Source organism: Bacillus sp. FSL K6-1003 (assembly GCF_037964945.1).
GTDB lineage: Bacteria > Bacillota > Bacilli > Bacillales > Bacillaceae > Bacillus > Bacillus mojavensis.
The window spans coordinates 3083300-3098357 of the sequence record NZ_CP150176.1 but is presented as its reverse complement, the minus strand read 5'-3'; the positions used below and the strand labels follow the sequence as shown (position 1 = coordinate 3098357).

Genomic DNA, 15058 nt, shown 5'->3' with positions numbered 1-15058 from the left:
CCCAAAAGGGTGCCCTTTATTCTGTATGCCGTGCGCGGTGTGCTAGCCTGCTGGAGGCCGCAGCGGAAATGGCGCCGACAATGTCATCAAGAAATGTATGGCATTCGCCGGTTGATTTATCATTCAAACGGCCGAGGATACCGGGTTTTTCTTTGTCAATGTAGCCATAGTTTGTAAACCCGATGGACCCGTAAATATTCACGATGGAAAATGCCAGAACTTCATCTACTCCATATAGGCTTTCATCTATCTCCAGCATCGTTTGCAGCGGTTCAGACAGTTTTTTCTGCTCAGCAAGAACGTCCAATTCAATGCCCGTTAAAATCGCGTTTTGCACCTCGCGTTTTGCGAGGACCCGATTCACATTCAACGTGCATTCATCCATGGTTAAATCCGGATGATATTTTTTCTGCAGAAAAAAGACAAGCTCGGCAATATCGGATACCTCAACGCCGCGCTCCTTCATCCGTTCTCTTGCTTTAGCTTCCATCTGACTGATTTGTTCTTTATCTGACATCAACTTCACCCAATCTTTTTTTACTAGTTTATACAAAACGTATGAGATGTTTACGACTTTTTCTTGCTCCTTCGTCGGATTAAAATATGTATTCATAATTCCGGCTGTGTATGACTACGATGTGATGAGCCCTAATTCAACAGGCAGGTGATCATTGTGAAAGGCACAATAAAAGAAAAATACGGCATTCATATCAGGCAGCTTTCCATGTATCAGCATACGTATCAATGCTTTCAAACACCGAATTCCTTCTTTTTGATTGTTCCCGTTTCCCATTTTTCAGCTGCGGAGCTGGCGGAGCTTTATTACATGAGTCAGTATTTACAAGAACAAAGTGACCCATACGTTTCCGTTTTTATCTTTACAAAAGAAGGTGAACTGACCTTTGAACATGAGGGAAAAACGTACGCCCTGCTGAAGGCGGCTCCTCCTTTTTTAAATCGTGCATTTTCCATAGGGACAGAACTGGCGGAGTTTCATCGAAAGGGCAGAGGATACCCGTATGAAGTGAAGGAGGCAGGGAGAATCGGGCAGTGGAAAGACCTGTGGGGAAAACGCATTGATCAGCTTGAAGCGTTTTGGCAGCGAAAGGTTCATACCCCTCCGCACGAGCCTTTTGATAAAAAAATGATTGAATCGTTTCCATACTATTTAGGGCTGTCAGAAAACGCGATTCAATATTTAGTCGATACTGAGCTCGATGACAAACCGCAAGCAACTGATTCAGGAACGATATGCCATCAGCGGATGGAAAGAAATACGTGGTCTCCTGAATCCCTTATCAGGATTCCGGCTGACTGGGTATTTGACCACGCTGCACGCGATTTAGCAGAATATATGAGACACTCATTTTTGCATCACCGTGATGATTTTAACCGGCAGGGCTTTCGCTTTTTGCAGGAATACGAGCAAATCACACCGCTGTCTTCATTTTCGAAGCGTCTTTTGTACAGCCGTCTCCTTTTTCCCCTTCATTATTATGAAATCGTGGAAGGCTACTATATTTCTTCAGAGTCGGAAAAGCACTATTATGAAGAGCAGCTCGACTACATTCTCAGTGATTCGGGCTATGAACAATTTCTGAATGCCGCCCAGGAGTTTATGAACATGAGAGCGCAGAACTTATTTGTTCCCCCTGTCAGCTGGCTCGGAAAGGGCGGCTTGTAAGGAAGGAGAAAATCTGACAAAAATAATTAGAAAATAAAGAATCTTGTCATATCAATTGATTAAGCGTTTACATTCACGAAATTCAGCAGATTGTTGTCTTGTCAAAACAGGAGTGGGCTTATATAATATTTGTAACTTATATGTCTGTGTTGAGTTAACAATTGTATCTCTTGAGAGGACAATCTGAAGAAGGGTGGAGTTTTTTTGAAAGCAATTCGTGTAGGGCTTTTGGGCTTAGGTACCGTCGGAAGCGGTGTCGTTAAAATTATTCAAGACCATCAGGATAAGCTGATGCATCAGGTTGGCTGTCCCATTACGATAAAAAAAGTGCTTGTAAAAGATTTAGAGAAAAAAAGAGAAGTAGATTTGCCGAAGGAAGTGCTCACGACAGAAGTATATGATGTGATTGATGATCCCGATGTTGATGTCATCATCGAGGTGATCGGCGGTGTTGAGCAGACAAAGCAATATTTGCTCGACGCTTTGAGATCGAAAAAACACGTTGTCACGGCAAACAAAGATTTAATGGCCGTGTACGGTTCTGAACTGCTCGCAGAAGCAAAGGAAAATGGCTGTGACATTTACTTCGAAGCCAGCGTTGCCGGCGGAATTCCAATTCTTCGCACATTAGAGGAAGGCCTCTCATCAGACAGGATTACTAAAATGATGGGAATCGTAAACGGAACAACGAACTTTATCTTAACAAAAATGATTAAGGAGAAAAGCCCTTACGAGGATGTGCTTAAGGAAGCGCAGGATCTGGGGTTTGCCGAAGCTGACCCGACTTCAGATGTTGAAGGGCTTGACGCCGCGCGGAAAATGGCAATATTGGCGCGTCTTGGCTTCTCAATGAACGTCGATCTGGAAGATGTCAAAGTGAAGGGGATCTCCCAGATTACAGACGAGGATATCAGCTTCAGCAAACGTCTCGGCTACACAATGAAGCTGATCGGGATTGCCCAGCGTGACGGCAGCAAAATTGAAGTCAGCGTTCAGCCGACACTGCTTCCAGACCACCATCCGCTTTCTGCCGTGCATAATGAATTTAACGCCGTCTACGTATATGGCGAAGCTGTCGGAGAGACGATGTTCTATGGCCCGGGAGCGGGAAGCATGCCGACAGCCACATCAGTTGTGTCTGACCTGGTCGCTGTCATGAAAAACATGCGTCTCGGCGTAACCGGCAACAGCTTTGTTGCGCCGCAATACGAGAAAAACATGAAGTCGCCGTCCGACATTTACGCACAGCAATTTTTGAGAATTCACGTGAAGGATGAGGTAGGCTCATTCTCGAAAATCACGTCTGTGTTCTCAGAACGGGGCGTCAGCTTTGAAAAAATCCTTCAGCTGCCGATTAAGGGGCATGATGAGCTAGCAGAAATCGTCATCGTCACACACCATACATCAGAAGCTGATTTCAGTGATATCCTGCAAAACTTAAATGATTTGGAAGTCGTTCAAGAAGTAAAAAGCACATATCGTGTAGAAGGGAACGGTTGAAGCTAATGTGGAAAGGACTTATCCATCAATATAAAGAGTTTTTACCTGTAACGGATCAAACACCGGCGCTTACGTTACATGAAGGCAATACGCCGCTCATTCATTTGCCGAAGCTTTCTGAACAGCTCGGGATTGAGCTTCATGTCAAAACAGAAGGCGTAAACCCTACTGGATCTTTTAAAGACCGCGGGATGGTTATGGCGGTGGCAAAGGCGAAAGAAGAAGGCAACGACACGATTATGTGTGCGTCAACCGGAAATACATCAGCGGCTGCGGCTGCTTATGCAGCCCGCGCCAATATGAAATGTATTGTCATCATCCCGAACGGAAAAATCGCGTTTGGCAAGCTTGCTCAGGCAGTCATGTACGGAGCTGAAATCATTGCAATCGATGGCAACTTTGACGATGCGCTTAAAATTGTCCGCTCAATTTGCGAAAAATCACCGATCGCGCTTGTCAACTCGGTCAACCCTTACCGTATTGAAGGCCAAAAAACAGCTGCCTTCGAAGTGTGCGAACAGCTGGGCGAAGCCCCGGACGTTTTGGCGATTCCGGTCGGAAACGCGGGAAACATCACAGCGTACTGGAAGGGCTTCAAAGAATATCATGAGAAAAACGGCACTGGCCTTCCGAAAATGCGCGGTTTTGAAGCGGAAGGGGCAGCTGCGATCGTCCGCAACGAAGTCATTGAAAATCCGGAAACCGTGGCAACAGCGATTCGTATCGGAAACCCAGCAAGCTGGGATAAAGCTGTAAAAGCGGCTGAGGAGTCCAATGGAAAAATTGACGAAGTCACTGACGATGAAATTCTTCATGCGTATCAGCTGATTGCCCGTGAAGAAGGCGTGTTTGCAGAACCGGGCTCCTGCGCATCTATTGCAGGTGTGCTGAAACAAGTAAAATCCGGAGAAATTCCGAAAGGCAGCAAGGTTGTGGCTGTGTTAACAGGAAACGGGCTGAAAGACCCGAACACAGCGGTCGACATTTCTGAAATGAAGCCGGTCACCCTGCCGACTGATGAAGACAGCATCCTCGAATACTTAAAAGGAGCGGCTCGTGTATGAATGATGCCGACATGCTGTTCTCTGTCACTGTTCCCGGAAGCACAGCTAACCTAGGCCCCGGCTTTGATTCAGTCGGAATGGCGCTCAGCAGATATTTAAAGCTGACCGTCTTTGAAAGCGATCAATGGTCTTTTGAAGCTGAAACAGAAACAGTCGCCGGAATTCCGGCGGGTACAGATAATATGATCTATCAAGTGGCTAAACGGACGGCAGATATGTACGGAAAAGAAATGCCTCCTGTACATGTGAAAGTGTGGAGCGACATCCCGCTTGCACGCGGTCTTGGCAGCAGCGCTGCGGCCATAGTGGCGGCTATAGAACTGGCTGACGAATTATGCGGATTAAAGCTCTCCGAAGCGGACAAGCTGCATTTAGCCAGCCTTGAAGAAGGACATCCGGACAATGCAGGCGCTTCTCTCGTCGGCGGGCTTGTGATCGGGCTGCATGAAGACGACGAGACACAAATGATCCGCGTGCCGGATGCCGACATTGATGTTGTGGTTGTCATTCCTTTTTACGAGGTGCTGACAAGAGACGCGCGAGACGTGCTTCCGACAGAGTTTCTCTACGCGGACGCTGTAAAAGCCAGTGCTGTCAGCAACATTCTCATCGCGGCGATCATGTCAAAGGATTGGCCGCTCGTCGGAAAAATCATGAGAAAAGATATGTTCCATCAGCCGTATCGGGCGATGCTAGTCCCAGAGTTGTCTAAAGTGGAGCATGTTGCCGAGATGAAAGGCGCTTATGGAACTGCTCTCAGCGGAGCGGGCCCGACGATTCTCGTCATGACCGAAAAAGGAAAAGGGGACGCGCTGAAAGAGCAGCTCGCACTTCACTTCCCGCATTGTGAAGTCGACGCTTTGACCGTTCCGAAAGAGGGAAGTATAATAGAGCGAAATCCTTTCTATCAAATGAAAAGTGTATAGAGCATTCTAAGCGTTCCTCAGCGTCAGCAGAGGAACGCTTTTTTTCTTCATGATATAAAGGGATTTTTATTTAGAAAAACGAAATACATGTAAAAAGGAGGAGATTGATATGAAAAAGCTGATGACCGCCGAAGATATGACAGCCATTGTCTCGGTGACGGACCCTCAATATGCCCCGGACGGCAAGCGTGCGGCTTATGTCAAGTCACAAGCAAACAAAGAGAAAGATTCATATACATCAAATATATGGGTATATGATGCGGATAGCGGGACGTCCGCTTCTTGGACATACGGAGAAAAGCGAAGCACTGATCCTAGATGGTCTCCAGACGGACGCCAGATTGCATTTGTTTCTGACCGTGATGGCGATGTGTCTCAGCTTTATATGATGAGTGCTGAAGGCGGTGAGGCAAAAAAACTGACTGATATTCCGTATGGCGTCTCTCAGCCGGTATGGTCTCCGGATGGCGAGTCAGTGCTTGTCACGGTCAGTCTTGGAGATGGTGAAAGTGTTTATGATCAAGAGAAAACGGAACCCGACAGCTTTGAACCGATTGAAGTGCATGGTTTAGCCTATAAACGGGACGGAAAAGGGCTGACGAGAGGCGCGTATGCACAGCTTGTGCTTGTCAGCGTGAAGTCTGGTGAGGTCAAACAGCTGACTAACGAAAAAGCTGATCACTTTGACCCGACTTTTTCTCCTGACGGCAAATCTCTCGTTTTTTCGGCTAATATGACTGAAACGGATGATGCCAGAAAACCTCATGATGTTTGCATGTTGTCGCTGGAGACTGAAGATCTCAAGCTGATTACCTCTCATCGCGGCTCATTCGGACCAAGCTCATTTTCACCGGACGGAAGGTATCTTGCTTTGCTTGGACATGAACAGGAATATCGGAATGCTACGCTCGAAAAGGCGTGGCTTTATGATATAGAACAAGACCGCCTGTCGTGTCTCACTGATATGCTTGACGTTCACTTAGCTGATGCGCTGATTGGGGATTCATTGATCGGAGGTGCTGAACAGCGTCCGGTTTGGACGAAAGACAGTCAAGGGTTTTATGTCATCGGTACAGAACAAGGCAGCACGGGAATCTATTATGTTTCTATAGAAGGACTCGTATACCCGATCCGGTTAGAAAAAGAATATATCAACAGCTTTTCCATGCATCCTGACGAACAAAGCTTTATTGCCAGTGTGACAAAGCCCGACAGACCTAGTGAGCTATACAGCATTCCGCTTGGACAGGAAGAAAAACGGCTGACTGATGCGAATGACAAGTTTGTTGACGAGCACCTCATTTCGTTACCTGAAGACATTCAATATGTGACAGAAGACGGGATGACGGTGAACGGCTGGCTGATGAAACCTGCTCAGGCTGCAGAGGGCAAACAATATCCGCTTATTCTCAATATACATGGCGGTCCGCATATGATGTACGGGCATACATATTTTCACGAATTACAGGTGCTGGCGGCGAAAGGATATGCAGTGGTTTATGTAAATCCAAGAGGAAGCCATGGCTACGGACAGGAATTTGTGAATGCAGTCAGAGGGGATTACGGCGGAAAAGACTATCAGGACGTGATGCAGGCAGTGGATGAGGCGATCAAAAGAGACCCGCAGATTGATGCCGAGCGGATAGGGGTCACAGGCGGAAGCTACGGAGGCTTTATGACCAACTGGATCGTGGGGCAGACAAATCGTTTTAAAGCAGCTGTCACTCAGCGTTCGATTTCAAACTGGCTCAGCTTTCACGGCGTTAGTGATATCGGCTATTTTTTCACGGACTGGCAGCTTGAGCATGACATGTTTACCGATACAGAAAAGCTGTGGGACCGTTCCCCTTTAAAATATGCGGCAAACGTGGAGACGCCTCTTTTAATTCTCCATGGCGAACGTGATGACCGGTGTCCGATTGAACAGGCTGAACAGCTTTTTATTGCCTTGAAAAAAATGGACAAGGAAACTGTGCTGGTTCGTTTTCCGAAAGCGACGCATAATCTGTCACGCAGCGGACACCCGGGACAGCGGATCAAGCGCCTGACCTATATAAGCTCATGGTTTGACCAATATCTCTCATAAAAAAAGCCAGGCTGATCAAATATCAGCCTGGCTGCTTTATTAAAAGACTTGTTCTACTTCAATTACACCCGGCACTTCTTCAAGAAGAGCGCGTTCAATTCCGGCTTTTAGCGTAATTGTTGAACTTGGGCAGCTGCCGCACGCGCCTAGAAGACGAAGCTTAACAATACCTTCATCAACGTCTACAAGCTCACAGTCACCGCCGTCACGAAGTAAAAACGGACGAAGTTTGTCCAGTACTTCCTGCACCTGTTCTTTCATTTCAACTTCAGTCATGACATTCGCTCCTTTCATCGTCATAAAACCATTATATTCAGTGTAACAATAAAAATCTATTGTTTGGTTTGCAGAATTGCTCCCATTATTATAGCACATTCAGACTTGAACACAAAAACGGTTTTTTTCTATAAAAACGTCTTTTGTCTCTGTATACTTAATAGAAAGAATGTAACACAGAGAAATGGGGGCACTTATCAATGACAAAAACAGTCATGCTCAGCGTATACGGGGCAGAAACCGTTTGTGCAAGCTGTGTCAATATGCCGACAGCTAAAGATACATATGAATGGCTTGAGGCTGCGCTGAAAAGAAAATATCCGAATCAGCCTTTTGAAATGCAATACATCGACATTTACGAGCCGCCAGATGTCGAAAACGTAAAACAGCTTGCGGAAAAAATCAGAAATGACGAATATTTTTATCCGCTCGTCCTCGTAGAGAATAAAATTGTCGGAGAAGGCAATCCAAAGTTGAAGGATGTATATGAGGAATTGGAGAGATACGGTTACACAGAAAACCGCTGACTTCATCAGCGGTTCTGCTATTATCCGTTATGGTGTTTGTACATCCACAGCAAGCCGGATTTCAGCAAACGCGGAACACGGCCGATCAGCGGCCGGTCAGCAACAAGTCCGAAGCCGGCTTTTTTCCCGAGTGAACCTAAAACGCCTTTCAGCTTAAATTGAGGCATTGATTCAGGAAGGGCTTCACCATTCCAGCGTTTTTGCAATATTTGGACAATCTGTTCTGCTTGAGCTTCTGCCAGCTGGGCACTCGGTGCGTGAGGAAGGCTGGCACAATCTCCGACAACGTACAGATGTTCATCACCCGGGACATTGTGATGAGGCGTTAACACGACACGGCCTTGTGCGTCCTTTTCCACATCCAAGTCTCTGACGACTTTATTCGGCTGTATGCCGGCTGTCCATACGATGGCGTCTGCGGAAATTGCGTCATCGTGGTTATATACAACGCCTTCTTCTACTCTTGTGATATTTGCCCTGTTAATAATGCGGACACCGTGCTCTTCGAACCATTTTTGCACATATTTGCTCAAACGTTCGGGAAAGCTTGATAAAATGAGATCTCCGCGGTCAAACAAAATAATGTTCAGATCGTCACGGCTTTCTCTTAACTCACTTGCAAGTTCAACGCCGCTTAGGCCTGCTCCAACAATGGCAACAGTCGCTTCGGCGCTTAAGTTGTTCAGCTTTTGATAGGTTTCGCGGGACTGATCGATGGTTTGAATGCTGTAGGTGAATTCAGGCGCTCCCGGCACGTTATGATATTTATCCTCGCAGCCGAGCCCGATCACTGCGTCATCGTAAGAAATCGGTTCGCGGTCATGGAACAGCACTTGTTTTTGTGCAATATCAATTGATGAAATATCGCCGTACTCGACATCCAGGCGAGGGTGCTCTGGGAACGTCACTCTGATATGGTGGTCAGAAATTGTGCCTGCGGCAAGGGCATAATATTCTGTTTTTAAGCAGTGATAAGGATTTCTGTCAATTAACGTGATTGAAACATCATGAGGCAGCTGGTTGGGCAATAAGCGATGAAGAACACGCATGTTTCCGTAACCTCCGCCGATCAAGACCAATTTTTTCATTTGAATTCCCCTTTAACCCGAAGAGTATGATAGATACATTGATGGAAAATACGAACTTTGTAAAATAACATCTAGAATTATATCGAATTTGATCTAAAATCACAATATTAGTTTCAAAATAACCTACAAATTAGCCTTAAAACGCAAATTAGTAAAACGTTATTGAAGGAATGATATGTTACGATAATAAATTTTGAAGTGTTCGTTGTCTTTGACGAATAGTGAAAAATTCGCGATAATGTTCATATGTGAGGTGAAATCGCATGAATCCAATGATTGAATTTTGTGTCAGCAATCTGGCTCACGGCTCTCAGGAAGCCCGAGCGATTTTAGAGAAAGATCCGAATCTGGATGTTCTTGAATACGGCTGTTTAAGCTATTGCGGGAAATGTATGGAATCACTATTCGCTTTAGTAAACGGAGAAGTCGTTACGGGTGAAACACCTGCTGAGCTTGTTGAGAATATATATACATTTATTGAAGAAAACCCAATGTTTTGAAGAAAAGGGCCTGTGACAGGCCCTTTTTTATTTTGCTGTACAAAAGGACTGAAAAAATGTGTAGACATCAAAAAATATTATTGTTATCGTATAAAAGATTTGTTTTAAATAAATTTTAAGAGGTGTAGGTGTATTCATGAATGTTCTGTGGGGACTGCTTGGCGCAGTTGGAATAATCGCCATCGCGTTTTTATTTTCAGAAAAGAAAAGCAATATTAGAATAAGAACCGTCATCGTTGGTTTATGTATACAGGTGGCGTTTGGATACATCGTGTTGAAATGGGAAGCGGGACGCGCTGTTTTTTTATGGTTTTCAAGCCGTGTACAGCTTTTGATTGATTATGCGAATGAAGGCATCAGTTTCATATTTGGGCCGCTTTTAAAAGTCGGCGACAGCCCGGCGTTTGCTTTAAGTGTACTGCCTGTCATCATCTTTTTCTCAGCACTGATCGCAGTTTTATATCATTTAAAAATCATGCAGCTCATTTTCCGTGTGATTGGCGGCGGGTTGTCGAAGCTTCTTGGGACAAGCAAGACGGAATCTCTTGCGGCTGCTGCTAATATTTTTGTAGGGCAATCGGAATCTCCTTTGGTGATCAGGCCCCTCATTGCAGGGCTGACGCGCTCTGAACTGTTTACAATTATGACGAGCGGTCTATCGGCTGTTGCGGGTTCAACTTTGTTTGGCTACGCCCTTCTCGGTATTCCGATTGAATACTTGCTTGCGGCGAGCTTCATGGCTGCTCCCGCGGGTCTGGTTTTCGGGAAATTAATCATTCCTGAAACGGAAACGCCGCAAACAGTAAAAGGCGATTTCAAAATGGATGAAGGCGAAGGAGCGGCCAATGTAATTGACGCGGCTGCAAAAGGTGCGTCAACAGGTCTGCAAATTGCGCTGAACGTTGGTGCGATGTTGCTTGCATTTGTCGCATTAATCGCCGTGGTCAACGGTATTCTCGGCGGTGTTTTCGGATTGTTCGGTTTAAAAGATGTCACATTAGAATCTCTTCTCGGCTATGTGTTTTCTCCAATCGCCTTTTTGATTGGTGTGCCATGGCATGAAGCGTTGCATGCTGGAAGCTTTATCGGCCAGAAATTAGTGCTGAATGAGTTTGTCGCTTATTCTAACTTCGGTCCGCACATCGGCGAGTTTTCTAAAAAAACCGCTACGATTATCAGCTTTGCGTTATGCGGATTCGCAAATTTCTCCTCGATTGCGATTATGCTCGGTACGCTTGGCGGTTTAGCGCCAAGCCGCCGCTCAGATATCGCACGCCTTGGGTTGAAGGCGGTTCTAGCGGGAACATTAGCCAATCTGCTGAGCGCGGCTATTGCCGGCATGTTCATATAAAAGATAAAAGCTCCTTGCGTCATTGCAAGGAGCTTTTATGTATGAAAAACGGGGGATAATTGTATTGTGTCCGTTTATAATAGCTTTTATACTAAGAAAAAGAGAAAAAGTTGGAGGCTTCTATGAACTCATTTCGATTTACCAAAATGCACGGCCTTGGAAACAGCTATATATACGTGAATCAATTTGAAGAACAACTGCCGGAAGAACAACTGTCTGAAATAGCGATTCAGGTGTCTTCCGTTTATACAGGGATCGGCTCCGACGGAATGATCCTCATATGCCCTTCAGATCAAGCGCCTGTCAAAATGCGGATCTTTAATAATGACGGATCTGAAGGGAAAAACTGCGGCAACGGCCTGCGCTGCGTTGCAAAATACGCGTATGAGCATAAGCTGGTTGAGGAAACATCATTTCTGATTGAAACCCTCTCCGGACTTGTGAAAGCGGAGGTTCAAGTTGAAAACGGAAAGGTGAATGTTGTCACTGTCGATATGGGTGAACCTCGTCTGACAAAAGCCGAGCTTCCGATGCTTGGCGGCGGTGAGGAGCAAACCATTAATGAAGCAATGACATTTGGCGAAGCTGAACTAAAAGGCACCGCGGTTTCCATGGGCAATCCGCATATTGTTTTTCCGATTGCCGATATTGAACAGGCACCGCTGACGACACTGGGGCCGGTGATTGAGAAAGATCCTAGATTTCCGGAAGGTGTGAATGTCGAGTTTGTGGAAACCGTGAATGAACATGAACTGCACTTCCGCGTGTGGGAACGGGGATCAGGCATCACACAGGCATGCGGTACAGGCGCATGTGCAGCAGCTGTCGCATCTGTTTTAAACGGTGTATCAAAACAAAATGAAGACATTACGGTTCATTTGGCGGGCGGAGATCTGGTCATTAACTGGAAAGAGAATGGCCATGTGATGATGACAGGTCCGGCGGAGACTGTTTGTGAGGGCGTCTATTTTTTATAAAACAGCTAGTTTGAGAAATGGGCCCATCAAGTTTATAATATAAGACAACATCCGGTTTTTAAAAGGAGGTTCACCATAATGAGCAACCCTGTAACAATTACAGAAGCAGCAGCTTTGCATATAAAAGATATGATGAAAGAGCATGAAGAAGAAAACGCGTTTCTGCGTGTCGGCGTTAAAGGCGGCGGCTGCAGCGGCCTTTCATACGGAATGGGCTTTGAGCATGAAAAAAGCGAAGCAGACAGTATGTTTGAGGAGCACGGCATTACTGTTCTCGTTGACAAAGAAAGCCTTGATATCATGAACGGCACTATTATAGACTTTAAGCAATCCATGCTTGGCGGCGGCTTTACCATCGATAATCCAAACGCCATCGCCTCATGCGGCTGCGGTTCTTCTTTCAGAACAGCGACGAATGCAGGTAAACCAGAAGAGTGCTAATGATAGAAAAAAGCCAAGTCAAGCGGCGAACCGCTGACTTGGCTTTTTTTAATACTTATCTCCATTAAAAATCGAATTCTTCACAATGACATAATCCACATTGCGGATAGCCTCCAGCTTAGTTCCGCCAGCATAAGAAATAGAAGATTGAAGATCCTGTTCCATTTCAGTCAGCGTATCCATGATTGCGCCTTTATGCTCCACGTGCATTTTTTTGCCTTCGACATTTTTCTTTTCGCCTTTTTGATATTCAGAGGCTGAGCCAAAGTATTCTTTGTAGAGCTTTCCGTCTTTTTCAATGGTTTGTCCCGGTGATTCCTCGTGTCCGGCAAATAGTGAGCCGATCATGACCATGGTGGCGCCGAATCGGATTGATTTTGCGATGTCGCCATGGGTGCGGATTCCGCCATCAGCAATAATCGGTTTGCTGGCGGCTTTTGCGCACCAGCGCAGCGCGGCTAATTGCCATCCGCCTGTGCCGAAGCCGGTTTTAATTTTCGTTATACATACTTTTCCCGGTCCAATACCGACTTTTGTGGCATCCGCTCCGGCATTTTCGAGCTCTCTAACCGCTTCCGGTGTTCCGACATTACCCGCGATGACAAAGCTGTCCGGAAGATGCTTTTTGAGGTGCTGAATCATCTCAATGACGGCATTGGAATGTCCGTGAGCGATGTCGATGGTCACGTAGTCAGGTGCCAGATTTTGTTCTGCCAGGTGACGGACAAATTCATATTCCTCATCTTTGACCCCGACGCTGATAGAAGAGAATAATCCGCGTGCGTTCATGTCCTTTATAAAATCAATCCGTTTTTCAGGTTCAAAGCGGTGCATCACATAAAAGTAGCCGTTTTCGGCTAATGAAACCGCAAGTTTCTCATCTATAATCGTCTGCATATTGGCAGGAACGACGGGCAATTTAAATGTACGTCCGCCTAACCGTACGGATGTGTCACACTCAGAACGGCTGTTCACAATGCATTTTGCAGGAATTAGCTGAATATCTTCGTAATCAAACACGTTTTCCATAGAATCCACTCCTAAATACGAATATTTATAATAAAAATATATCAAATGTTCGCCTTGTATAATGTACTCTGTTTTATTTAGGATGTCAAACGTTTTATTCGCTTACAGGTGAGTGCAAGTGCCGAAGCTTGTCATGCACTGTGAGTTTGGGTATGATAGTTTTAATTGAATGGACTTAGAATGCGGATAAAAACGAAATTATATACGTTCAGCAAAGCTTGGTCCTTCAGCACCAGGCTTTCTTTATGACATGGACATGTGAAAGGAGCGAATGGAGATGACTCAAAGTGAAGAAAAACCACCGAAGTCCCAAAAGATCCAAGACCGCATTATCATGACTACGATCTGGATTGTAGCAGCTCTTGTGATTGCGCTGGTTATTGGAACTGCGATGAATTATATCAATATCTTCAAATAAAAAAGGAGCTGTGTCACCTTGACACAAACTCCTTTTTTTATTACTTATTTTCAAAAAGACTTGTAGAGTGCAGCGGCTGTACGCGAGCTTTTGGATCCATATAAGCTTTCGCGTTGTTAACAGCTGTCGGTGCTTCGCCGAAGCCGCTTGCAATCAGATTGACTTTTCCTTCGTATGTGCAAATGTCACCTGCGGCGAAGAAGCCTTCGATGTTTGTTTCCATTGTAGATTTGACAACAATGGAGTTTTTCTCAATTTCAAGTCCCCAGTTTTTGATCGGTCCAAGAGATGAGACGAAGCCGTAGTTGACGATTAAGTCGTCGATTTCTAAAATCTCTTTGCGCTCGCCTTTCACTTCCTCAAGCACAAGCTGCTCGATTTTGTCTTCTCCGATGAGCTCCGCCGGAACAAATGGTGTCAGGACATTCACCTTAGATGCGTGAAGGTTTTCCACACTGTGCTCATGCGCGCGGAATTTATCGCGGCGGTGAACGATGGAAACTTCTTTTGCAATTGGCTCAAGCATAAGTGCCCAGTCAACCGCTGAATCTCCTCCGCCCAGAATCGCAACGCGTCGGCCGGCGAATTTTTGTAAATCATCAACGAAGTAGTGAAGGTTTTTGCCTTCGTATTGTTCAGCTGTTTCAAGCTCGAGCTTTCTTGGTTTGAATGCGCCGTTCCCTGCAGTGATGATGACCGTTTTAGAGTAATGGGTTTCTTCGTTTGTCACAAGCTTAAACACGCCGTCTGCTTGTTTTTCAACAGATTCAACCGCCTGCTCTAAACAAATGGTTTGGTCGAATTTCGCCATTTGCTCTTTTAAGTTGTTCACTAGCTCTTGGGCGCGGATTTTCGGGAATCCTGCTACGTCATATATATATTTCTCAGGGTACAGGGCGCTAAGCTGTCCGCCAAGCTGAGGCAGGCTTTCGATAATTTTGACGCTTGCCTGTCTCATGCCTCCGTAAAAAGCGGTGAATAAGCCGACCGGTCCCCCGCCTATAATGGTAATATCATAAACCTTTGTATCCTCTCGCATACGAAAATTGCCTCCTAAATGAAAATTGTTATTAATTATACCATATTGCTCTTAAAATTGACGAGTCAGCAGAAAAATTCGCGGTACATTGTATGCGCATTCATTCTTGATCATATGCCCGCAGGCCGATACGATAAGAAAAAAATGAATTC

16 protein-coding genes are annotated in these 15058 nt (G+C 45.5%); 11 read left to right on the top strand and 5 right to left on the bottom strand.

Annotation, left to right across the window (positions count from 1 at the left end; translation table 11 throughout):
• Window positions 1–16: 16 nt before the first annotated feature.
• Complete coding sequence (locus tag NSU16_RS15855) at window positions 17–517, bottom strand: phosphatidylglycerophosphatase A (protein ID WP_024122730.1); 501 nt, start codon at window positions 515–517, stop codon at window positions 17–19.
• Between the two features lie 153 nt (window positions 518–670).
• Between NSU16_RS15855 and yutH the strand changes: the two genes are divergently transcribed.
• From yutH to NSU16_RS15830, 5 genes are all read left to right on the top strand, one after another.
• The gene (gene yutH, locus NSU16_RS15850; protein ID WP_339192703.1) at window positions 671–1684 is read left to right on the top strand and encodes a spore coat putative kinase YutH; all 1014 of its coding nucleotides are present in this window, start codon (window positions 671–673) and stop codon (window positions 1682–1684) included.
• A 204-nt stretch (window positions 1685–1888) separates the two neighbouring features.
• Window positions 1889–3184 carry a homoserine dehydrogenase gene (locus tag NSU16_RS15845; protein WP_268447252.1) on the top strand — a complete coding sequence of 432 codons (1296 nt, stop codon included), beginning with the start codon at window positions 1889–1891 and terminating at the stop codon, window positions 3182–3184.
• Window positions 3185–3189: 5 nt separating this feature from the next.
• A complete protein-coding gene (gene thrC / locus NSU16_RS15840) occupies window positions 3190–4248 on the top strand; it encodes a threonine synthase (protein WP_106019930.1) in 1059 nt (352 codons plus the stop codon).
• Entirely contained in the window at window positions 4245–5174 is a 930-nt protein-coding gene (thrB, locus tag NSU16_RS15835) for a homoserine kinase (protein WP_229149122.1), read from the top strand. The genes thrC and thrB overlap by 4 nt, the downstream gene beginning before the upstream one ends.
• Window positions 5175–5283: 109 nt before the next feature.
• Window positions 5284–7260, top strand: coding sequence for a S9 family peptidase (locus tag NSU16_RS15830; protein ID WP_339191451.1), 1977 nt, complete (start codon window positions 5284–5286; stop codon window positions 7258–7260).
• A 39-nt stretch (window positions 7261–7299) separates the two neighbouring features.
• On the opposite strand, the gene NSU16_RS15825 is transcribed toward NSU16_RS15830, so the two are convergent.
• Window positions 7300–7635: a NifU family protein gene (locus tag NSU16_RS15825; RefSeq protein WP_173400510.1), complete on the bottom strand. Its 336-nt coding sequence runs from the start codon at window positions 7633–7635 to the stop codon at window positions 7300–7302.
• Window positions 7636–7736: 101 nt separating this feature from the next.
• Between NSU16_RS15825 and NSU16_RS15820 the strand changes: the two genes are divergently transcribed.
• Window positions 7737–8063 carry a YuzD family protein gene (locus NSU16_RS15820; RefSeq protein ID WP_339191450.1) on the top strand — a complete coding sequence of 109 codons (327 nt, stop codon included), beginning with the start codon at window positions 7737–7739 and terminating at the stop codon, window positions 8061–8063.
• Between the two features lie 20 nt (window positions 8064–8083).
• Here the strand turns inward: NSU16_RS15820 and NSU16_RS15815 are convergent, their stop codons facing one another.
• A complete protein-coding gene (locus NSU16_RS15815) occupies window positions 8084–9151 on the bottom strand; it encodes an NAD(P)/FAD-dependent oxidoreductase (RefSeq protein ID WP_010331737.1) in 1068 nt (355 codons plus the stop codon).
• Window positions 9152–9414: 263 nt separating this feature from the next.
• On the opposite strand from NSU16_RS15815, the gene NSU16_RS15810 reads away from it, so the two are divergent.
• The 4 genes from NSU16_RS15810 (at window position 9415) to NSU16_RS15795 (ending at window position 12420) form a co-directional block, all read left to right on the top strand.
• A complete protein-coding gene (locus tag NSU16_RS15810) occupies window positions 9415–9651 on the top strand; it encodes a YuzB family protein (RefSeq protein WP_010331736.1) in 237 nt (78 codons plus the stop codon).
• 136 nt (window positions 9652–9787) lie between these two features.
• Window positions 9788–11002, top strand: coding sequence for a NupC/NupG family nucleoside CNT transporter (locus tag NSU16_RS15805; RefSeq protein WP_010331735.1), 1215 nt, complete (start codon window positions 9788–9790; stop codon window positions 11000–11002).
• Window positions 11003–11124: 122 nt separating this feature from the next.
• Window positions 11125–11979, top strand: coding sequence for a diaminopimelate epimerase (gene dapF, locus NSU16_RS15800; RefSeq protein ID WP_229149119.1), 855 nt, complete (start codon window positions 11125–11127; stop codon window positions 11977–11979).
• A gap of 78 nt (window positions 11980–12057) precedes the next feature.
• The gene (locus tag NSU16_RS15795; protein ID WP_010331733.1) at window positions 12058–12420 is read left to right on the top strand and encodes an iron-sulfur cluster assembly accessory protein; all 363 of its coding nucleotides are present in this window, start codon (window positions 12058–12060) and stop codon (window positions 12418–12420) included.
• Between the two features lie 48 nt (window positions 12421–12468).
• Here the strand turns inward: NSU16_RS15795 and guaC are convergent, their stop codons facing one another.
• Complete coding sequence (guaC, locus tag NSU16_RS15790) at window positions 12469–13449, bottom strand: GMP reductase (RefSeq protein ID WP_268448416.1); 981 nt, start codon at window positions 13447–13449, stop codon at window positions 12469–12471.
• 277 nt (window positions 13450–13726) lie between these two features.
• On the opposite strand from guaC, the gene NSU16_RS15785 reads away from it, so the two are divergent.
• Window positions 13727–13867, top strand: coding sequence for a hypothetical protein (locus tag NSU16_RS15785; protein WP_010331731.1), 141 nt, complete (start codon window positions 13727–13729; stop codon window positions 13865–13867).
• 40 nt (window positions 13868–13907) lie between these two features.
• On the opposite strand, the gene yumC is transcribed toward NSU16_RS15785, so the two are convergent.
• Complete coding sequence (gene yumC, locus NSU16_RS15780) at window positions 13908–14906, bottom strand: ferredoxin--NADP reductase 2 (RefSeq protein ID WP_010331730.1); 999 nt, start codon at window positions 14904–14906, stop codon at window positions 13908–13910.
• Window positions 14907–15058 lie beyond the last annotated feature (152 nt).